Origin of the sequence: Croceibacterium mercuriale (assembly GCF_000802385.1) — a bacterium.
Classification (GTDB): domain Bacteria; phylum Pseudomonadota; class Alphaproteobacteria; order Sphingomonadales; family Sphingomonadaceae; genus Croceibacterium; species Croceibacterium mercuriale.
This window is the reverse complement of record NZ_JTDN01000002.1, coordinates 1-19,978: the sequence shown is the minus strand read 5'-3', so window position 1 is coordinate 19,978 and position 19,978 is coordinate 1. Positions and strand designations below refer to the sequence as shown.

Below are 19,978 nucleotides of genomic sequence, written 5' to 3'. Positions count from 1 at the left end.
CTCCGATTTGACGAACAGGGACAAGGCAATGCGCGTTTCATCCAAGGTCTTCCGCCCCGCGATGGGTTCGGCACTGGCGCTCGCGCTGGTGGCGCCGGTCTTCGCGCAGGAGCGCGCGCCGGAGTCGCTGCTGCCCCCTGCGGCGACGTCGCAGACGACCCCGCCCCGCAACGCCCGGAACGATGCCACCGTCATTCCCTTGCCGACCAACGGCAGCGTGGTGCAGCCGCTGACCCTGCCGCCGACGCCGCAATATGCAGCGGTCATGCAGTGGAACGCGAGCGCCGCGGGCAAGCTGCTGGAGGCGATCGAGGGGATCGGTGCCGAGGGGCTGGACCCGGCCGACTACCAGGCGGAAGCCTTGCGCAGCGCCATCGCCGCCGGTGAAGGTGCAGCGCTGGATGCGCAGGCGAGCCGGGCGTTCACCTGGTTGGTCGAGGATATGCGCGACGGCCGCACGCCGATGGACGCGCGCCGTCAATGGTTCGTGGTCGATCCCGACCCTGACCTGCTGCCGACCGGGCAGGTGATGCAGCAGGCGCTGGCGAGCGGGGACATTGCCGGAGCACTGCAGGGGCTCGCTCCCACGCATCCCGACTATCAGGCGCTGAAGGATGCGCTGGCCGAGACGCCGCGCGCCTCTACCTCGCGGCGTAACCTGATCCGCGCCAACATGGACCGCTGGCGGTGGCTGGCGCGTGACCTGGGCAGCCAGTACCTGCTGACCAACGTGCCCGAGTTCCAGCTGCGCATGACGGTGAACAACCGCATCATCCGGTCCTATCGCACGATCGTGGGCAAGCCTGGCCGTACCGCTACGCCGCAGCTGGCCGAAACGGTGGAAGGCGTGATCTTCAACCCGACCTGGACGGTGCCGCAATCCATCGTGCGCGGTGAAGGGCTGGGCAACCGGGTGATTGGCAATCCCGGCTGGGCGCGTGCCAACGGCTATCGCGGCACCCGGGCGGACAACGGCTTCATCACGGTGGTGCAGCAACCCGGGCCGGGCAATTCACTGGGCATGATGAAGCTGGACATGCCTAATCCGCACGCCATCTTCCTGCACGATACGCCCAACCGCAACCTGTTCAACAACGAGCAGCGTGCGCTGAGCCATGGCTGCATCCGGACGGAGCGGGCGCTGGAACTGGCGATGACCATCGCCATCCTGGGACAGGGCGCCAGCAAGGAGGAAGCGGTGGAGATCGCGCGGTCGGGCGAATATACCCGTGTTCCGGTCAGCCGCTCCATGCCGGTCTACATCACCTACTTCACCATGGCCCGCGACATTGATGGCGAGCTCAGGACCTTCAACGACATCTACGGTCGTGACGCCCCGGTGCTGGCCGCGCTGAAGGCGCCGCGCGTGCAGCAGCGGGACCGGGTCACGGACGAGGAATTGATCGTGATCGAGGATGACCTGCAGACGACCTGAGGCAGGCGGGGCGGATGTCGTCCATGCACGACATCCGCCCGTCCCGAAGCTGTCGAAAGGCGAGCCTAGGTAATATCGCCTATCTTCCGGAGCGCCTCAGCTGATGCCGAGGCTGTCCGCGAAGAGCAGGCGGCCGCCCGACAGGTTCCACAGTGCTTCATTGAAATCGTTCGGGTCCATGGCGAAGCAGCCATTCGACCGACCCATCCGGCCATAGCTGGCGACGTGATCGGCCGTGGCATATTGCGCCGGGTGCATCACGATGGCCCGGGGCAGGGCATTGAGGTTGGTGGGGTCCAGCCCGCCGAGGCGGATGGAGGTGCCATAACGGCCCTTGTACCACTCCCAGGTCACATAGGCACCGCGGCTGGTGCAGTTGGACCCTTCGATATCCGAATAATAGTTGAGGTAGCCGTCGTGCTCCGGGTCTGAGCCGGTGCCGTGGCAGACGCGGAACGACCGTACCGTGCCATTCTCCAGATTGGCGAAGTGAAAACGCGGCACGGCGGAATGGACCGCAAAATCCGCGATGCCGGCGATGTCGCGCCGCCACAGCACGGCGCCGGCACGCTCCACCTCCCGCCGAGCAATATCCAGGATGGCGATATCGCGCGGGCTGGCGCTGCTCGCCTGCGCGAAGACACGCGCCGGCAACGCTGCCACGCCGGCGGCGGCGGCGGCCAGCGCCCCGGTCAGTAGTCCCCGTCGATCCACATGTGCGACCATGCCCTGCGATAGCAGCCGGAGTCTAGCCGCGGGGTGAACAGGGCGTCCCGGACGGGAGGCATTCCGCCGCGATATGCGTTGGAGGCGGGAGAGGAGAGTCGATGATGAGATGGACGAACATGCTGTTCCTGCTGCCTCTTGGCGCATGCAGCACTGCGGCATTGCCACCAGCGGCATCGGCGCAATTGCCGGCAGAGGCAATGGCGCCCCAGGCGCCGCTCATGCCGACCCGCATCCTTGATCGCGCGGCCGCCGACCGGTTGCTGGCGGCCGATGGCGCCACGCTGCAATGGATCGGCTGGGACACACGCGGCGTGGTGCGCGTGGTGGAGGAGAACGGGACGATCCGGCTGGACGCGGCGCAGGACCAGCCCGACGGGCCTGGGCGCATGTCGGTGTCGGGCACGGTAGAGGAGATCGGGGCCGACTATTTCGTCCTGAACGGCACCATTCGCATCACCGACACGCCCGACGCCGGCCGGCAATGCAGCGCGGACAAGCTGTGGCATTTTGCGGTGACGCAGAACCGCCCCTACTGGCGCCTGCGCGAGTTCGAGTGGTGCGACGGTCTGACCGACTACATCGACATCTACATGGCCAAGGCAGGATAGCGCGCATTCTCCTGCGCCATCGCCAGCATGGTGCGGGCGTGGCGCTGGCCGATCACCATCGGATCCGGACCGTAGCCACCGCCCAGTGCGCTGGCGACCGGCAGGCCGCGCCCCCGCGCCTGCGCTAGCACATAGCGATCGCGCGCCTGCAGGCCTTCATCGCTGAGAGCCAGTCGACCCAGCCGGTCGTCCCGATGGGGATCGACGCCGGCCTGGTAGAGCACGATGTCCGGCGCGAACTCGTCCAGCACCGCGGGCAGCACCTGCGCCAGAGTGGCGAGATAGGCTGCGTCCTCCACCCCGTCAGGCAGGGGCACGTCCAGCGTCGAGCGGGCCTTGCGGGCGGGGAAGTTCTTCTCGGCATGGAACGAAAGGGTGAACACGTCGTCGCGGCCCGCCATGAGGCTGGCGGTGCCGTCCCCCTGGTGCACGTCGAGATCGACGATCAGTACGCGCTGTGCGTCGCCTTCGGCCAGCAGGCGGTTGGCGGTGACGGCCAGATCGTTGAACACGCAATAGCCGGCACCCGTGTCGTGCAGCGCATGATGGCTGCCAGCGGCGCTGTTCGCGGCATAGCCGTGCCGCCGGGCGAGCTGCGCCGCCAGCCAGGTACCGCCGCTGGTATGCGCACCACGGCTGGCGATGTGGGGCGTTACCGGGAAGCCGATGCGCCGTTCCTTGATCGCCGGCACGGCAGCGGCAAACACCTCCGCCACATAGGCCGGATCATGCACTGCCTCCAGCCAGGCGCGGGGCATGGGCTGGGGCGCGTGTTCGGTGATCGGATGACCGGATTCGCGCAGGGCGACCATCACCGCCTTGTATTTGTCGAACCGGAACGTCCCCCGCGTCGGCGCAGGGGCCATGTAGTCGACATGATGAACGACGTGTAGCAAGGCCGCCGGCGCTACTCCGCCGCCTCGCGCGGCGTGGCCAGCGCGTCGGCGACCGCGTCCGCGGTCAGAGAGGCACCCGGCATCGCACCGCCGGGCAGCACCTCGGCCGGGACGTTCGACGACTGGCCGGCATCGCTTGCCTCGGCCTCGATCTCGGCCGCCTTGTTCTCCACCAGCTGCACGATGTGGTCCAGCATGGCATCGCTGTCGACCGTGTGGCTGGTGAGGCCGGACAGGTAGACCATGTGCTTGCCCGCGCCACCGCCGGTGATGCCGATATCGGTCTCCCGCGCCTCGCCCGGTCCGTTTACGACGCAGCCCAGCACGGACAGGCTGAGCGGCGTCTTGATGTGCGACAGCCGTTCCTCCAGCGCGGTGACGGTGCGGATCACGTCGAAGCCCTGCCGTGCGCAGGACGGGCAGCTGACGACGCGCACGCCGCGGGTGCGCAGGCCCAGCGTCTTCAGCATCTCGAACCCGACGCGCACTTCCTGCTCAGGCTCGGCCGAGAGGCTGACGCGGATCGTGTCGCCGATCCCGGCCCACAGCAGGTTGCCCATGCCGACCGAGCTCTTCACCGTGCCGCCGATCAGGCCACCGGCTTCGGTGATGCCCAGGTGCAACGGGCAGTCGACCGCGTCGGCCAGCGCCATGTAGGCGGCGACCGCCAGGAACACGTCCGACGCCTTCACCGCCACCTTGTATTCGTGGAAGTCGTGGTCCTGCAGCAGCTTGATATGGTCCAGCGCGGATTCCACCAGCGCCTCCGGGCAGGGCTCCGCGTACTTCTCCAGCAGGTGCCGTTCCAGCGATCCGGCATTGACGCCGATGCGGATGGAGCAGCCATTGGCCTTGGCCGCGCGGACGACCTCGCCCACCCGCTCCGCACCGCCGATATTGCCGGGGTTGATCCGCAGGCAGGCCGCGCCCGCATCCGCCGCTTCCAGCGCCCGCTTGTAGTGGAAGTGGATGTCGGCGACGAGCGGCACGTTGGATCCGCGCACGATCTCGCGGAAGGCGCGGGCGGAATCGGTGTCGGGGCACGACACACGGACGATATCCGCCCCGGCCTCCTCGCAGCGACGGATCTGGTCGATCGTGGCGGCCACATCGGTGGTGGGCGTGTTGGTCATGGTCTGGACGCTGATCGGGGCGTCGCCGCCCACGGGCACGCGGCCGACCATGATCTGCCGGCTCTTGCGGCGCTCGATATCGCGCCAGGGTCGTACGGAGGACATGGGAACCTCTATAGGCATTGTGGATGACGGGTCCAAGGCATTCGCGCCATGCGTGGGCTCTGCCGCATTGCCTTATGTTCATTCATCGGCAAAACGGCCCGTGGGACATCAAGGGACGCGGGGAACAGACAATGGAAGCGCATGGCGGCGGCATGATGCTGCGCGAAGGGCTGATCCTGCTGGGCTTCGCCCTCGGCTTCGTGCTGCTGTTCCGCAGGGCCGGGCTGGGTGCCACGCTGGGCTACCTGATCGCCGGCGTCGCGGTCGGGCCGCAGGTGCTGGGCTGGGCGGGCGAGGCGGAGGCGATCAACAGCTTCGCCGAACTGGGCATCGTCATGCTGCTGTTCATCGTCGGGCTGGAACTGAACCCCGGCCGGCTGTGGCGGATGCGGAACGAGATCTTCGGTCTGGGCCTGCTGCAGGTGCTGGTCTGCGGGCTGGCACTGGCGCTGCTGATCGGGCTGGTCACCGGCATCTCGTGGCCAGCCGCGCTGGCGCTGGGCCTGCCGCTGGGCCTCAGCTCCACCGCGCAGGTGTTGCCCATGCTGCAAAGCTCCGGGCGGCTGCGCACCCCCAGCGGGGAGCGGGCCTTCGCCGTGCTGCTGTTTCAGGACCTGTCGATCATCCCGCTGATCACGATCGTCGCGGCGCTGAGCCGCAATCCGGCAGACCAGGGCGGCCCGCCAGGCTGGCAGCTGATCCTGATGACGCTGGCGGCAATCGTCGGCCTGATCCTGGCCGGGCGGTTTCTGATCCGCCCCATGTTCCGCCTGATCGCCGGCTTGGGCGAGCGCGAGATGTTCGTCGTCGCCGGGCTGTTCACGGTGGTGGCCAGCGCGGCCGTAATGGAGGCACTGGGCCTGTCCACCGCACTGGGCGCCTTCATCGCGGGCGTCATGCTGGCCGACACGCCCTATCGCCACGAGCTGGAGAACAGCGTGGAGCCGTTCCGCTCCATCCTGCTGGGCCTGTTCTTCATCTCCGTCGGCATGATGCTGGACCTTGGCGCCATCGCCGAACGGCCGTTGTTCGTGGTCGGCATGGCCGTCGGTCTGGTCGCGGTGAAGGCCGGGGTCATCACGGTACTGGGCCTGGGCTTCCGCATGACCTGGCGTGCCGCGGTGGGATTGGGCCTGCTGCTGAGCCAGGGCGGCGAGTTCGGCTTCGTGCTGTTCGCGCAGGCGACCAGCGCGCTGCTGATCACGCCGGAAGCGGCCAGCCTGTTCGGCGCGATCGTGACGCTGTCCATGGCGACGACCCCGTTCCTGATGCAGGTCATGCGCCGCTTCGCCGAGGAGCCCAAGGCCCTGGACGAGCGGGATGGCCCCGGCGGGCAGGCAGCGGCCGGTGCGCTGGTCGTCGGCTATGGCCGGTTCGGCCAGACGGTGGCGCAGACCCTGCTGGCGGGCGGGGTGACGGTCACGCTGATCGACACCGATGTGGAGATCATCGACGTCGCCAAGGAATTCGGCGCCACCGTCTATTTCGGGGACGGCACCCGGCTGGATCTGCTGCGGCAGGCCGGAGCCGAGGAGGTGCAGCTGATCCTGTTCTGCATCGACGACGACCAGGCCACGCCCGACCTGATCGATGCGGTGCATGACGCCTTCCCGCAGGCCGCGATCTATGTCCGCGCATTCGACCGGCGCAGCGTGATCCGCCTGCATGGTCACCCCACGGCGGCGGTGGTGCGCGAGGTGCTCGGCTCCGCCATCATCATGGCGCGCCTGGCACTGGCCAAGCTGGGCCTGGGCAACGAGGAGATCGACCAGGCGGAGGCGTCCTATCGCAAGATGGACCGCAAGCGGCTGCAATTGCAGCTGGAAGCGGGCGACATCCGCGCCGCCGGAGCGATGGACCTGATCATCACCGAAAGCGGGAAGTAATCGCACGGCACGGCTGCGGATGCGCAAGGGGGTTACACCGAACGGCGGATTTGTCGCCGCACGTCGAGCCAGGCGAACGGGTCATCCAGCCAGCCGGGCAGGCCCGCGCCGAGCACGCGGTCGAGCCGGTGCACCGCGCTCAACAGCCTGGAATCATCCGGTTTTCGCCAGATGGTGCGTGCCCGGCCGCGATGCAGCGCGATGTGGAACGGCCCGGCGAGCGCCAGCTGGTGTGCCTCCGCCGGTGTGAACTTCCAGCGGGGCTGCTGTTTTCCCCGCACCGCGGTGTCCCATGCGGCCCTGAAGGAGCCGGCACCGGGATGCTTGCGCAGGCGATAGGCCGACTCGCGGGTGAGGCCGAGCAGCTGTGCGGCCTTCCGCACACAGGCGGTTTCCGCCAGCAGCGCGATGAAACGGGCCTGCCGCGCCGGCGTCCAGCCATCCTTGCGGGTGCGCAGCGGCACAGGCAGGAAGGCGGGCAGCTTGAGATAAGGCGCCCATGGCTTGTGGCGGGGGCGTTTGGTCGAGTTGCGGCGGTTGCTCATGCGCGAGGGCGTAGGCGCGCGGGGCGGATGTAGGAAAATGGTTATGGGCGGAATGGTGGCGGCTTCCGCCCCAGAAGCAGACGTCACGAATTCCTGCTACGATCCTCGCGATGAGCAGCTTCACCGAACTCGAGACGGCCGTGCTTGGAACCATCTTCGCAGAAACTCCAACGCTGGCACCGGGGCTTAGGCGTCAACTTACTCGCGCCACCGTTACGAAGCGGGTCGATACCGAGCACGGTTTCTTCACCGACATAGCCGTGCCGAGTGATGTTCCACCGGTCGATGCGCCGGACGTTCTCGGGCACTCAACACATGCCCATGTGGCGGGTGTAGAACATGGATTTGGGTTTGTTCTCTTCATGAACGAGGGCAGGCTACATCTTCTAGAAGGCTATGCTTTCGGGCCTGACGTCGCGTCATTGGACCTCTACAACCTCTCCTTCGAGGTATACTGCTCGCCGATCAACTGCACCGAGTAGATGTCCGCATTCCACCCAAACGCACCCAACCGTCTAGCCCAGCGCCCGCTCGTACAGGAACTCGTCGTCGCAGGTCTGGCCGACCCAGAAGTGGGTGTCGCCGACATGCGTGAAGCCGTGCCGGCGGTAGAAGGCCTGCGCGCCGTGATTGCCGCTATAGACCGACAGCTGGATGGCATCGGCACCCCAGCCTTCCGCCTCGCTTACGCTCCAGTCGAGCAGACGGGCGCCCAGGCCTTGGCTGGTCGTGTGCCCGGCGCAGTAGAGCTGGCTCAGCAGCACGGGCCGCTGCGGTTGCGGTGCCGGGCGATCGGGGAAGTGGCCGCCCATGATGATCAGCGCATAAGCGAGGATCTCGCCCCCATCCTCCACCAGCGCGACACGCGTGTCGGGGTCGGCGAGGGCGGCGGCATACTTGCCGACGGAGCGGCTCTCGGCATGAAACTGCGCGAGATCGGCCGGGGGGTAGAGATGCGCAAAGGCGGCATCGAAGGCCTTGCCGGCAAAGGCCGCCAGCGCGGCGGCGTCGGCGGGGATGGCGCGGCGGAGATCTGTCATGCGGGCAGCACCAGTTCCAGGCATTGGGAGAACTCGTCGGCAACATAGCCGGCGAACGGCGGGCACGAGACGAAGCCGTGCTTGCGGTATAGCGCCACCGCCGGATGGAACGGTTCGGTGCGGCCGGTCTCCAGCCCCAGCCAGGTGAGGCCGCGTCCGCGTGCCTCGGCCACTAGGTGCAGCAGGAGTGCCTGCCCGGCGCCGCGTCCGCGCCACGCCGGGTTGGCGCGCATCGACTTCAGCTCGCCACGGGCAGCATCCAGTTGCCGCAGTGCGCCCACGGCGGCGAGCGCCTCGCCATCCCACGCGCTGTAGAAGGCGACATCGGGGTGGCGCAGCCGCTCGACAGGCATGGCGTGGACCGACCCGGATGGGGACCAGCGATGCATCTCGTCCAGGTGGAACCGCAGCAGGGTGGTGACCGGCTCGCCCGTCAGATCATCGGGCACGATGCGATAGGTGGGGAGGGAGGCGGGCTGCACCGCTCAGCCGCGCACGCGCGCCTGGCGGTAACTGCCCAGGATGCGCAGTTCCCGCGCATGGAAGGCGAGCTCCTCCAGCGCACGGTCCACCGCCGGGTCGCCCGGGGCACCGATGATGTCGGCAAAGAACATGGTGGCGGAAAAGCTGGCGCCTTCCTGGTAGCTTTCCAGCTTGGTGATGTTGACCCCGTTGGTGGCGAACGCGCCCAGCGCCTTGTACAGCGCGGCGGGCACGTTGCGGACCTGGAACACGAAGGTTGTCATGGCGGTGGCGCCGGCCAGTGCATCGGGCGTCAGCGTCGCCGGGTCGGGCTGTTCGGCCGCCAGCACGACGAAGCGGGTCATGTTGTCGGACGCATCCTCAATCCGGTCGGCAATCACCTGCAGGCCGTACAGGTCCGCCGCGAGCGCCGGCGCGACTGCGGCGATCGCGGGATCGCGCTGTTCGGCGACGAAGGCTGCGGCACCCGCCGTATCGGCATGGCTCAGCGGCACGATGCCGCGATCCCGCAGGTAGCGGCGCGTCTGGCCCAGCGCCTGCGGGTGGCTGTAGGCGGCGGTGAAGGGGCCGGGGCCGGTGGCGAGCAAGGCATGGTGCACCACCATGAAGTGTTCGGCCACGATGGCGAGGCCGCTGCCCGGCAGCAGGAAGTGGATATCGGCCACCCGCCCGTGCTGGCTGTTCTCGATCGGGATGATGGCGCTGGCCGCACGCCCGCTGGAGACCGCCTCCAGCGCATCCTCGAACGAGAAGCAGGGCAGCGGCAGGCAGCCGGGATCCCATTCGATCGCCGCCTTGTGCGAATTGGCGCCGGGTGCGCCCTGGAAGGCGATGGCGCGGCCGGGCTCCCCGGCGGCGGCGCGGGTCATCTGATCGACAAGGGCGAGTGCCGGGGCGGCGAAACTTTCCATGGATCGGCGCGCTAATGGCAGGTGCTGCGCCGGACAAGTGCAAAGGCGGATGAGGCAAATGACCCCATATGCCGTACCGGTCTTGCGTGGGCGGCGCCGGGTAATTAGACCGGCATGAAACTGTTTGGGCCAGGACCGGATGACTGATCGACTGAATACCATCTTTGGGTGGGTCTTGTTTGCCGGGATCGTGGCGCTGGGCCTGTCGGTTGTCAGCGCCCTGTATTTTCGGGCCGACCACCCTGAACGCCCCGAGAAGCTGGGCTATGTGATCGAAGGCGCGGAAGAGGAAGGCGGCGAAGAGGGGCCGGATCTGGCCACTCTGCTGGCCACGGCGACGCCGGAAGCCGGCGAGGCGGTCTTTGCCAAGTGCACCGCGTGCCACACGATCGCGCAGGGTGGCCCCAACCAGATCGGCCCCAATCTGTGGGCCGTGCTGGGCAAGCCGATCGGCAAGCATGCGGCGGGCTTCGCCTATTCCAGCGATCTGTCGGGCAATGGCGGCGAGTGGACCTACGAGGCGATGAACGAATGGCTCGCCTCTCCGCGCGCCTTCGCCAGCGGCACCAAGATGAGCTTCGCAGGCCTGTCCAAGGCGGAAGATCGCGCCAACGTGATCCGCTACCTGTACGAAAATGGCGGCGGGCCGCCGCTGCCCACGCCTGCCGCAGCCACGGAAGAGGCGCCGGCAGAGGATGCGCAGCCGGACGACGCCAATGCCGGTGCGCCACCTGCCGACAGCCCCGCCGCTGCCGGTGCGGTGGCGTCCGAGGAACCGTCGGACGACGGGAGTGACAATATCGGCCGCAACTGACCGGTTGCATGAAGTCAGGATCAGGCGGCCCGCATCAGTGATGCGGGCCGTTTCGTATCAGTCTTGCCCCTTGAATCCCTGCGCGATCACATACCATTCGGAGCTGCCCTTGCGGCTGGCGGGCGGCTTGGCATGTTTGACGGTGCGGAAATGGCGCTTCAGCAAGGTGAGCAGCTCCGCATCGGTGCCGCCAGCCAGCACCTTGGCGACAAAGGCGCCGTCCGGCGCCAGCACGCTGATCGCGAAATCGGCAGCAGTCTCTACCAGGCCCATCGTGCGCAGGTGATCGGTCTGGCGGTGGCCAACCGTGTTGGCCGCCATGTCCGACAGGACCAGATCGGGCGGTCCGTCCAGCGCCGCCATCAGCGCGGCGGGTGCCGCATCCGCCATGAAGTCCATCTGCAGGATGGTGACGCCCTCGATCGGCTCCACCTCCAGCAGGTCGATGCCGACGATCGCCGCACGGGGCGAGACCTTGCGCACCACCTGGCTCCAGCCGCCGGGCGCGATGCCAAGGTCGACCACGCGCCGGGCGCCTTTCAGCAGCGGGAACTTCTCGTCCAGTTCGATCAGCTTGTAGGCGGCGCGGCTGCGATAGCCTTCCGCCTTGGCCTGCTTGACGTAAGGGTCGTTCAGCTGGCGCTCCAGCCAGCGGACCGACGATGCCGTGCGCCCGCGCGCGGTCTTCACGCGGCGGTCCGCGTCCTGTCCGGATCTGCTCATATTGTCCTCACCTGCGCCCGATGCGGCGCAATGCCGCCTGCGCCATCGATCCTTCGACATCGGCCGACATCAGGGATCGCAGGATGCCTTCGCGGATACCGCGATCGGCCACGCCCAGTCGCGGCGCCGGCCAGATGTCGAGAATGGCATCCAGGATGGCGCAACCGGCCACGACCAGATCGGCCCGATCGCTGCCGATGCATGGCAGGGTGCGCCGCTCGGCCGGGCTCATGCCCGACAGCCGCGTGGTGATCTGGCGCATGGCGGCGCTGGGCACGACCAGCCCGTCCACGGCGCGCCGGTCATACTGCGGCAGGGCGAGATGCAGGCTGGCCAGCGTGGTCACGGTGCCGCTGGTGCCCAGCAGGCGCAGGTCGGGCGTGCGATGGACGGCGATGCGCTGCGCGAAATCGGCAAAGCTGTCCGCCACCATGCCGCGCATGGCCGCATAGCGTTCCAGCAGCGCCGGCGTGCCATCCGGCTCCGCCCCCATGGTCTCCGTCAGCGAGACGACACCCCAGGGCACGCTCTGCCAGTCGACGATGCGCGGCACCGGCGCGCCGGGTTCGATCAGGACCAGTTCGGTCGATCCGCCACCGATGTCGAAGATCACCGCGGGGCCGATCCCGCTTTCCAGCAGGATGTGGCACCCCAGCACGGCCAGCCGCGCCTCTTCCTGGGCGGAGATGATGTCGAGCAGGATGCCGGTCTCCTGACGGACCCGCTCGATGAAGGCCGCGCCGTTGGTGGCTCGGCGACAGGCTTCGGTGGCGACCGAGCGGGCGAGGTGGACGTTGCGGCGGCGCAGCTTCTCGGCGCAGATGCGCAGCGCGGCGACGGCACGGTCCATCGCGGCCTCGCTCAGCTGGCCACTCTGGGCAAGACCCTCGCCCAGCCGCACCACGCGGCTGAAGGCATCGATGACGGTGAAGTTCTCGCCTTGTGGCCGGGCGATCAGCAGACGGCAATTGTTGGTGCCGAGGTCGATCGCGGCATAGGCCTGCCGCGCGCCCTCCTGACGGGGCAGCTCCGCTGCGGCGGACATCAGCTCGCCTCCATCCATTTCGCTGTCAGATCCGGCGGTGCGCAGATGAGCGGCAGGCCGGTGACGACCGCTGCCCCTGTCTCCCGTCCGGGGCCCGGCCTCCGCCCGCGCCGACCCCCCGTGCTGCACTGCCGGCGGAGAAGTATCCGCCATTATGTCATTCGCCTTATCGTTCTTGCCGACCGCGATCGGCACCTGACAGGAAGGCTAGCGAATGGATGGGGTGGGAGCAAGGGCAGGAGGGTATGGCCAAGCTGGCCCGCCGTCCTGCCAGCGGGATCAGAGTGCCTGCGGGCTCGACACCGCGGACCGATCCGGCTCCGGCATCGGGTCGGGCGTGAACCGGCGTGTGAAGCGCGCCTTGGCGGTTTCCAGCTGCTGCGCATGGAACTGGTCGATCGCCCGCTGCTCCGCCGCGCGCTGCTCCGCCTCCGTCATGTCGCGGAAGTCGATATAGGCGAGAAAGAAGTTGTCGGCCGAGCCATGCATGTCGCAGGCGATGGCTGCCGGGCCAGCAAGGGCGGTGGTCAGGGCCAGGGCAGACAGGGCCAAGGTGGACAAGGTTGCGCGCATCGTCAGACCTCCCGTGCGTTGGTCATCTGGTAGAACACGCCGCTTTCATCCTGCCCCGTCAGGACCAGCGTGCCTTCGAAGGTGGCGACACCGTTCTTGACCGCGACCGGACCGCCGGTGCGCACTTCGATGAACTGGTCGGGTGCCGGGTTCAGGTGGAACGGGCAGTCGGGCGGATAGGCCAGCAGCACGAAATGGGTCTGCCTGGCGCTGTTCTGCAGCGGCATCATGTAGCCCGCAACCTTGATCCGGCGACCCCCGAGGGCGCGCACGGACTGCGGAAATTTCGGCTTGCTGTAGATCACCCCACCGGAGGTCCGCTGGTCCTCCTCCGTGGATTCCAGCAGCGCCCATGATGTGCCGCCGGGCGGTGTGCGCGCGGGCTGCCACACCGATTCGGACGGGCGCAGGGCAGGGCTTCGCTGCGCCTGGGCCGGCGCGATGGCCGAACCGAGGGCAAGGGCGACAAAGCCGATGGCAAGAGACAGTCTCATGATGAAAACTCTGCTGGTTTGTGCCATATGGCAGCCTGTTTCGACTACAAAACTGCCTTGTGGCCAACAATAAGTCAATCTTTCTGCCCGGCTCAGGCTGATGCACCGTTGCAATGGTGGTGATAATGTCACATCGTGCTGACGGTTCGCTGAACGGGAAAACAGATGATCGACGCTGACACAGCTATGACGGGCCATGCGCATGGCTGATGGTGCCGAGGCCCCGCTAGTTGCCGGACCGGTGCTGGAAATAGCGTTCCTGCGGCACGATTACGGCAGTGCCACGGTGCTGCATGATTTCTCCTTTGCTGCCACCAGGGGCCAGCACAGCCTGCTGCTGGGACCGTCCGGCAGCGGCAAGACCACGCTGATCAACCTGATCGCCGGCCTGCTGACGGTGCAGCATGGCACCATCCGGATTGCGGGCGAGACGATGGCGGGCCTGCCCGGCGTGCGTGACGATCTGCGCCGCCGGCGGATCGGCATCATCTTCCAGACCCTGCGCCTGGTGGAGGCGTTATCCGTCACCGCCAATCTGCGGCTGGCGCAGCGGCTGGCCGGGCGTGAGCGGGACGATGCGGAGATCGGCCGCTTGCTGGACGAGGTGGGACTGGGCCATCGGGCCCATGCGCGTCCGCGTGCCCTGAGCCAGGGGGAGGCGCAGCGTGCCGCCGTAGCCCGGGCGCTGGTCGGCCGGCCGGACCTGCTGATCGCGGACGAGCCCACATCCGCACTGGACGATGGCAATGCGGAGCGGATCGCCCGCCTGCTGGTCGGCACCGCCGATGCGCATGGCTCCACGCTGCTGATCGCCACCCATGACGCGCGGCTGAAGGCCCATATCCCCCATGCGCTGGTGCTGGCGCCGATCGTGCAGGAGGTGGCGTGATGTTCGGGCTGGCTGTTGCCTATCTGCGCGATCGCGCGCTGACCACGCTGCTGAACGTCCTGCTGCTGGCGCTGGCCGTGGCGACGCTGGCGATCCTGCTGCTGTTCTCCAGCCAGATCGGCAACCGGTTCGAACGGGATGCCGCCGGGGTCGAGCTGGTGGTCGGTGCCAAGGGTTCGCCGCTGCAGCTGATCCTGTCGAGCCTGTATCAGGTGGATGCGCCAACCGGGAACATTCCGCTGGAAAGCCTGGCCTTGCTGCGTGGCAACCGGGCGGTGGCGCAGGCGATACCGCTGGCGCTGGGGGACCAGTTCCAGGGTTTCCGGATCGTCGGCACGGAGCCCGCCTATGCCGAGCTGTACGGCGCCGGGATCGCGGAAGGGCGGATGTTTGCCGATCATCAGGAGGCGGTGATCGGGGCGGAGGTTGCGCGAGCGACGGGCATGGGCCTGGGACAGCGCTTCGTGGGCAGCCACGGCCTGTCAGCCGGCGGCACCGAGCATGCGCACGCGCCCTTCATGGCAGTGGGTATCCTGCAGCCGACCGGTACGGTGATCGACCGGCTGGTGCTGGTGGATGTGCCGTCTGTGTGGGACGCGCACGGCATCCAGCATGAGGAAGAAGCCACGCATGACGCGCATGAGGATCATGCCGACGAGGAGAGCCACGAGGCCCATGGCGGCCAGAGCGGCATGGCGCCGGAGATCACCGCGGTTCTGGTGAAGTACCGCAGCGCCTTCGGTGCGGTCAGCGTGCCCGGCATCATCAATCGCCAGACCGATCTGCAGGCGGCGGTGCCCGCGGTCGAGACAGCGCGGCTGCTCGGGCTGCTGGGGGCAGGTGTGGATGGTGCGCGCATCTTCGCCTGGCTGCTGGCAGCAACAGGCGGGCTGTCGATCTTTGTCGCGCTGCTGCAGGCGGCCAATGCGCGCGAAGGCGAACTGGCGCTGCTGCGGGTCATGGGGGCGAGCCGGGCGCAGCTGTTCGGCACGATCGTGATCGAGGCGCTGCTGATCGCGGTGGCCGGCTGCGCGGTCGGTCTGGCGGTGGGCCATGGCGTGCTGGCGCTGGCAATCGGATCGTTCGACACGCTGCGCGAGGTGGGCATCAGCGCCTCCGTGCTGCACCCCGGCGAGCTGGCGATCGTGGCGGCGGTGCTGGGCATCGCCCTGCTGGCGGCGCTGATCCCTGCGGCCCGCGTGGCGCGGACCGATCTGGCGGTGACGCTGGCGCGGGCGCGCTAGCTCCGGCGCGCCCGCGGTTCAGCGCGCCGTGTCGAACCGGCGGGCGAGAGTCACGAACAGGCCGATCAGCAGCGGCACCAGCGCCAGCGACAGCACCACCTTGGCCAGCGCCTGCCCGGCGATCAGCGCGCCGATCGGGCGCACGCCATAGAACGCGACGGTGATGAAGATCAGCGTGTCCACGACCTGGCTGACCACCGCGGCCACCGCGCCCGCCACCAGCCCGAACCGGCCGGTGCGCGCCGCCAGGCGGGCGAACAGCACCACGTTCAGCGTCATCGATACACCATAGGCGATGATGCCGGCGACCATCAGCCGGGCGCTCTGCCCCAGCACGATGGGAAAGGCTTCCTTCGCAGGCTCGTACATGCCGGCGTCGGTGGGCAGCTGGATGACGACCCAGGTCAGCGCGATGGCCGTGGCGAGCGGGATGAAGCCGAAGCGCACCAGCTGGCTGCCGGCCGCGCGGCCATAGACCCGGGTCACCGCGCTCGAGATCGCGACCAGCAACAGGAAGGGCAGGATGCCCGCCTCCACCGCCAGCGGGCCAAGCGCGATCTGTTTCGAACCCAGCACCCCAGCGATGCAGGTCATGCCCCCGTAGAGCAGTGCCATGGCGAACAGCGGCAGGGGAATCGATGCGGGCGGCATGGTGTCGATCGGCTTCATCCCCGTCCCTATCCGTCAGCGCGCCTGAAAAGGAAAGTGTGGACCCGCGCCGCCCGATCGGGGAAGAGGGCGCTTTCCAAGGCAGCAGAAGCGGGGCCGATGCCTTCCATCCTGATCAACCTTGTCGGGATCGTCGTGATCCTGATGATCGCACTGGTCCTGTCCACCAACCGGCGGGCGATCCGTCTGCGCGTGGTCGGACCTGCCTTCGCGCTGCAGGCGGTGATCGCGTTCCTGGTGCTGTATACGCCGTGGGGCAGGGCCGCCATTGCCGGAGCGGCGGGTGCGGTATCGCGGCTGCTGGCCTATGCCGGAGAGGGCACCGCCTTCCTGTTCGGGCGGGACAATCCGCTGGCCAACACCTTCGCCCTTGGCGCGCTGCCGGTGATCGTGTTCTTCGCCGCACTGGTTTCCATCCTCTACCACATCGGGATCATGCAGCTGGTGGTGCGCTGGGTCGGCGGGGCGATCGGGTGGGTCACCGGCATCACCCAGGTCGAGGCGCTGGCCGCGGCGGCCAACATCTTCGTCGGCCAGTCGGAAAGCCCGCTGGTGGTCCGCCCCTATCTGGCAGGCATGGCCCCGTCCGGCCTGTTCACCCTGATGAGCGTGGGCATGGCGGGCGTCGCCGGCACGATCCTGGCGGCCTATGCCGGCCTGCTGGGCGATGCCTATCTGCCGTTCCTGCTGGCAGGCGCGGTTATGGCCGCGCCCGGCGGCATCCTGATGGCCAAGATCATGATGCCGGACGAAGGCACGCCCGCGCATCTGGTGCAGGACGTGGTCCTGCCGCGCGGCCGCGTCAGCGCCGAAGGACCGGCGGCGATCACCGAAGGCGACACCCCGCACGAGGTCAAGGCAGCGCGGGTGGAGGACCACAAGGCCGCCAACATCATCGAGGCCGCGGCACAAGGCGCGCAGACCGGCGTGAAGCTGGCGGTGGCGGTGGGCGCCATGGTGCTGGCGTTCGTGGCGCTGACCGCGCTGCTGAATGGACTGGTCGGGTGGGCCGCCAGCCTGCTGGGCTATGCCGACGTGACCTTCCAGAGCCTGCTGGGCACGCTGTTCGCGCCCGTCATGTTCCTGCTCGGCATCCCCTGGCAGGAGGCGCAGATCGCCGGCGGGCTGTTCGGCACCAAGATCGTGCTGAACGAATTCATCGCCTTCAGCGCGCTGCAGGACATGGCGCCGGGCGCGCTGAGCGACCGCAGCCGGGCGATCGCCATCTTCAGCCTGTGCGGCTTTGCCAATTTCAGCTCCATCGCGATCCAGATGGCGGTGACCGGCGGGCTGGCCCCCAACCAGCGGCCGCTGATTGCCCGGATGGGGCTGCGTGCGCTGGCGGCGGGATCGCTGGCCAACCTGATGAGCGCGGCGCTTGCGGGGCTGTTCATCAGCTGACCTGTGCATGGCGGGCGGCGCCCGGCGGCGCTACTCCGCCGCCAGCACCGGCTCGATCGCCTCTGCCGCCTGACGTTGCCACATATCGGCGTACAGGCCGTCATGCCGCAGCAATTGCGCATGCGTACCCTGCTCCTCCAGCCGCCCTTCATGCAGCACGTTGATGATGTCGGCATCAGCGATGGTGGACAGCCGGTGTGCGATGGCAATGCTGGTCCGGTCGGCCGACACATTGCGCAGGGTGGCCAGGATCGCCTGTTCCGTGCGCGTGTCCAGCGCGCTCGTCGCCTCGTCCAGCAGCAGGATCGGCGGATCCTTCAGCAGGGTGCGGGCGATCGCAACGCGCTGCTTCTCCCCGCCGGAGAGCTTCAGGCCACGCTCGCCCACTTCGGTGTCGAGCCCCTGCGGCAAGCCGGCGATGAACCGGTCGATCGCCGCACCCCGCGCCGCGTCCATGACCTCCGCATCCGAGGCGCCGCTGCGGCCATAGGCGATGTTGTAGCCGATCGTGTCGTTGAACAGCACGCTGTCCTGCGGGACGATGCCGATCCGCTGGCGCAGGGAGGCTTGCGTGACATGCCGGATATCCTGCCCGTCGATCAGGATGCGGCCGGATGACGGATCGTAGAAGCGGAACAGCAGGCGGCCGATGGTGGACTTGCCCGCACCGGACGGGCCGACGATCGCCACCTGCGCGCCTGCCGGTACCTCGAAGCTGAGGCCGTGGAGGATCTCGCGGTCCGGATCGTAGCCGAACCGGACATTGTCGAACACCACGGTCGGCCGCCGCACCAGCAGGGCCGGGGCGCCGGGCAGGTCGGCGACCTCCACCGGCGTGTCGATCAGGCGGAACATCTGCGCCATGTCGATCAGCCCCTGTCGGATCGTGCGATAGACCCAGCCCAGTACGTCCAGCGGGCGGAAGAGCTGCAGCAGATAGGTATTCACCAGCACCAGATCGCCGACCGACAGCGCGCCGCGGCTCCAGCCATAGACCGTCCATGCCATGGCGCCGGCCATCATCAGGTTGGTGACGCCTGCCTGCAGGATGTTGAGCAGCGCCAGCGAATTCTCGCTCTTTATCGCGGCCTCGGCATATTGCTGCGTTGCCGAGCCGAAGCGCTCTCGCTCGCGATCCTCGGCGCCGAAATATTTCACCGTCTCGTAGTTCAGCAGCGAATCGACCGCGCGCGACAGCGCCAGCCCGTCCAGCTCGTTCATCCGGGCACGCAGGGTGGTGCGCCATTCGGTGACGATGCGGGTCAGCCAGATATAGGTGACCACGGTGATCGCGGTGGCGACCACCATGCCCACGCCGAACTTCGTGTAGAAGATCACGCTGACCACCAGCAGTTCCACGATCGTCGGCGCGATGTTGAACAGCAGGAAGAAGACCATCGAGTTGATGGACTTGGTCCCGCGTTCGACCACCTTGGTGACTTCGCCTGTCCGGCGGGACAGGTGGAAGCGCAGGGACAAGGCATGGAGCCGGGCGAATACGTCCTGTGTCAGGTCCCGGACGGCATCCTGGCCGACACGTTCGAAGATCACGTTGCGGATATTGTCGAAGGCGATCGAGGCCAGGCGCCCGGCGGCGTAAGCCACCACCAGGCCGAGGGCGACCCACAGGCCGGGTTCGGCGCTGTCGGCCGACATCGCATCGACTGCACCGGCATAGGCGAAGGGCAGGGCGAGCACGATCGCCTTGGCCATGATGACGAACACACCCGCCCCGATGATGCGCCAGCGCAGGTCGGGGCGGCCGGCGGGCCAGAGATACGGCAGGAAGCGGCGCACGGTGCGCCAGTCGGCCGGGTCGGCGCGACGTGTCTCGGGGGATGGCTGGTTCATTGCAGCCGGATGTGGGGAGCGGTCGAGCAGGTGGAAAGCGCAAGGGCAGCACGAAGAATCACCTAGACGGCTCGATTCTCGACATCATCGCCTGCCCGGTGGCCGGACCCGGCAGGATCAGGCAGCCGCAAAATGGCAGTTTTCCTGCATTTTGCCACATCATTACAATTAAATTGCAGAAGGCCGTTGACCGGTCCGGACCTGCCCCATATATGCCGTTTCACCGACGGGGCGCTGCCGGTTTTGACCGGCGCCGAACAGTTGGTCGCCAACTTGGACGGACAATCTGACACTCGGTGAAGATCGGGTAGGATGGTTGTTCGCTGCAAGGTATTTGGTGGTTCTTTGACATTGTTGATTTTGATGAAGGGACATGTGGGCGACGGCGCCTGCTGCCGGGGGTTTTAAGGCTCCGGTTGGCAGTAACCAGGTCGTTGCCGGGTTCTGGTGCTCACCACGGGCATCGGGATCTTGAGCATGTTCATTCGTATCCATTACGTTTGA

The 19,978-nt window shown here is 67.7% G+C and carries 22 protein-coding genes; 8 read left to right on the top strand and 14 right to left on the bottom strand.

Annotated elements, in window-relative coordinates:
- The first annotated feature begins 28 nt into the window (after window positions 1-28).
- Window positions 29-1,435, top strand: coding sequence for a L,D-transpeptidase scaffold domain-containing protein (locus tag PK98_RS09725; protein ID WP_052208474.1), 1,407 nt, complete (start codon window positions 29-31; stop codon window positions 1,433-1,435).
- 96 nt (window positions 1,436-1,531) lie between these two features.
- Here PK98_RS09725 and PK98_RS09720 read toward each other — a convergent pair whose 3' ends face one another.
- Complete coding sequence (locus PK98_RS09720) at window positions 1,532-2,149, bottom strand: murein L,D-transpeptidase catalytic domain-containing protein (protein ID WP_235425479.1); 618 nt, start codon at window positions 2,147-2,149, stop codon at window positions 1,532-1,534.
- Window positions 2,150-2,262: 113 nt separating this feature from the next.
- Between PK98_RS09720 and PK98_RS09715 the strand changes: the two genes are divergently transcribed.
- Window positions 2,263-2,772 (top strand): hypothetical protein, encoded by a 510-nt coding sequence (locus PK98_RS09715; RefSeq protein ID WP_200885021.1) that lies wholly within the window; start codon window positions 2,263-2,265, stop codon window positions 2,770-2,772.
- On the opposite strand, the gene PK98_RS09710 is transcribed toward PK98_RS09715, so the two are convergent.
- Both PK98_RS09710 and ispG read right to left on the bottom strand, forming a co-directional pair.
- Window positions 2,751-3,668 carry a histone deacetylase family protein gene (locus PK98_RS09710; RefSeq protein WP_039096669.1) on the bottom strand — a complete coding sequence of 306 codons (918 nt, stop codon included), beginning with the start codon at window positions 3,666-3,668 and terminating at the stop codon, window positions 2,751-2,753. The genes PK98_RS09715 and PK98_RS09710 overlap by 22 nt on opposite strands.
- A gap of 11 nt (window positions 3,669-3,679) precedes the next feature.
- Window positions 3,680-4,906, bottom strand: coding sequence for a flavodoxin-dependent (E)-4-hydroxy-3-methylbut-2-enyl-diphosphate synthase (gene ispG / locus PK98_RS09705; protein WP_081996180.1), 1,227 nt, complete (start codon window positions 4,904-4,906; stop codon window positions 3,680-3,682).
- Window positions 4,907-5,037: 131 nt separating this feature from the next.
- Here ispG and PK98_RS09700 point away from each other — a divergent pair, with 131 nt between their 5' ends.
- The gene (locus PK98_RS09700; RefSeq protein ID WP_039097494.1) at window positions 5,038-6,792 is read left to right on the top strand and encodes a monovalent cation:proton antiporter-2 (CPA2) family protein; all 1,755 of its coding nucleotides are present in this window, start codon (window positions 5,038-5,040) and stop codon (window positions 6,790-6,792) included.
- Between the two features lie 32 nt (window positions 6,793-6,824).
- On the opposite strand, the gene PK98_RS16000 is transcribed toward PK98_RS09700, so the two are convergent.
- Entirely contained in the window at window positions 6,825-7,337 is a 513-nt protein-coding gene (locus PK98_RS16000) for a hypothetical protein (protein ID WP_052208472.1), read from the bottom strand.
- Between the two features lie 110 nt (window positions 7,338-7,447).
- On the opposite strand from PK98_RS16000, the gene PK98_RS09690 reads away from it, so the two are divergent.
- Complete coding sequence (locus PK98_RS09690; protein ID WP_039096668.1) at window positions 7,448-7,819, top strand: hypothetical protein; 372 nt, start codon at window positions 7,448-7,450, stop codon at window positions 7,817-7,819.
- Between the two features lie 33 nt (window positions 7,820-7,852).
- Here the strand turns inward: PK98_RS09690 and PK98_RS09685 are convergent, their stop codons facing one another.
- Genes PK98_RS09685 through PK98_RS09675 form a run of 3 tightly spaced genes read right to left on the bottom strand, consistent with a single transcriptional unit; the run spans window position 7,853 to window position 9,771 of the window.
- A complete protein-coding gene (locus PK98_RS09685) occupies window positions 7,853-8,377 on the bottom strand; it encodes a GNAT family N-acetyltransferase (protein WP_039096667.1) in 525 nt (174 codons plus the stop codon).
- Window positions 8,374-8,859 carry a GNAT family N-acetyltransferase gene (locus PK98_RS09680; protein WP_039096666.1) on the bottom strand — a complete coding sequence of 162 codons (486 nt, stop codon included), beginning with the start codon at window positions 8,857-8,859 and terminating at the stop codon, window positions 8,374-8,376. The genes PK98_RS09685 and PK98_RS09680 overlap by 4 nt, the downstream gene beginning before the upstream one ends.
- A 3-nt stretch (window positions 8,860-8,862) precedes the next feature.
- Window positions 8,863-9,771: a prephenate dehydratase gene (locus PK98_RS09675; RefSeq protein ID WP_039096664.1), complete on the bottom strand. Its 909-nt coding sequence runs from the start codon at window positions 9,769-9,771 to the stop codon at window positions 8,863-8,865.
- A gap of 139 nt (window positions 9,772-9,910) precedes the next feature.
- Between PK98_RS09675 and PK98_RS09670 the strand changes: the two genes are divergently transcribed.
- Window positions 9,911-10,585, top strand: coding sequence for a c-type cytochrome (locus PK98_RS09670; RefSeq protein WP_052208470.1), 675 nt, complete (start codon window positions 9,911-9,913; stop codon window positions 10,583-10,585).
- 57 nt (window positions 10,586-10,642) lie between these two features.
- Here the strand turns inward: PK98_RS09670 and PK98_RS09665 are convergent, their stop codons facing one another.
- From PK98_RS09665 to PK98_RS09650, 4 genes are all read right to left on the bottom strand, one after another.
- The gene (locus PK98_RS09665; RefSeq protein ID WP_039096661.1) at window positions 10,643-11,308 is read right to left on the bottom strand and encodes an RlmE family RNA methyltransferase; all 666 of its coding nucleotides are present in this window, start codon (window positions 11,306-11,308) and stop codon (window positions 10,643-10,645) included.
- Between the two features lie 7 nt (window positions 11,309-11,315).
- Window positions 11,316-12,353, bottom strand: a complete 1,038-nt coding sequence (locus tag PK98_RS09660; RefSeq protein WP_407637618.1) for a Ppx/GppA phosphatase family protein — start codon at window positions 12,351-12,353, stop codon at window positions 11,316-11,318.
- Between the two features lie 279 nt (window positions 12,354-12,632).
- Window positions 12,633-12,926, bottom strand: coding sequence for a hypothetical protein (locus tag PK98_RS09655; protein WP_039096660.1), 294 nt, complete (start codon window positions 12,924-12,926; stop codon window positions 12,633-12,635).
- A 2-nt stretch (window positions 12,927-12,928) separates the two neighbouring features.
- Window positions 12,929-13,420, bottom strand: coding sequence for a DUF3299 domain-containing protein (locus tag PK98_RS09650; RefSeq protein ID WP_052208469.1), 492 nt, complete (start codon window positions 13,418-13,420; stop codon window positions 12,929-12,931).
- A gap of 202 nt (window positions 13,421-13,622) precedes the next feature.
- Here PK98_RS09650 and PK98_RS09645 point away from each other — a divergent pair, with 202 nt between their 5' ends.
- Entirely contained in the window at window positions 13,623-14,309 is a 687-nt protein-coding gene (locus tag PK98_RS09645; protein WP_039097489.1) for an ABC transporter ATP-binding protein, read from the top strand.
- Entirely contained in the window at window positions 14,309-15,553 is a 1,245-nt protein-coding gene (locus tag PK98_RS09640; protein WP_039096659.1) for an ABC transporter permease, read from the top strand. The genes PK98_RS09645 and PK98_RS09640 overlap by 1 nt, the downstream gene beginning before the upstream one ends.
- A gap of 18 nt (window positions 15,554-15,571) precedes the next feature.
- Here the strand turns inward: PK98_RS09640 and PK98_RS09635 are convergent, their stop codons facing one another.
- The gene (locus tag PK98_RS09635; protein WP_081996179.1) at window positions 15,572-16,222 is read right to left on the bottom strand and encodes a queuosine precursor transporter; all 651 of its coding nucleotides are present in this window, start codon (window positions 16,220-16,222) and stop codon (window positions 15,572-15,574) included.
- A 99-nt stretch (window positions 16,223-16,321) separates the two neighbouring features.
- Here PK98_RS09635 and PK98_RS09630 point away from each other — a divergent pair, with 99 nt between their 5' ends.
- Window positions 16,322-17,623: a NupC/NupG family nucleoside CNT transporter gene (locus tag PK98_RS09630; protein ID WP_039096658.1), complete on the top strand. Its 1,302-nt coding sequence runs from the start codon at window positions 16,322-16,324 to the stop codon at window positions 17,621-17,623.
- Window positions 17,624-17,653: 30 nt separating this feature from the next.
- Here PK98_RS09630 and PK98_RS09625 read toward each other — a convergent pair whose 3' ends face one another.
- On the bottom strand, window positions 17,654-19,474 hold the full coding sequence (locus PK98_RS09625; RefSeq protein WP_039096652.1) for an ABCB family ABC transporter ATP-binding protein/permease: 1,821 nt from the start codon (window positions 19,472-19,474) through the stop codon (window positions 17,654-17,656).
- A gap of 168 nt (window positions 19,475-19,642) precedes the next feature.
- On the bottom strand, window positions 19,643-19,978 hold a 336-nt coding region (locus tag PK98_RS17390), incomplete at its 5' end, for a hypothetical protein (protein WP_235425478.1).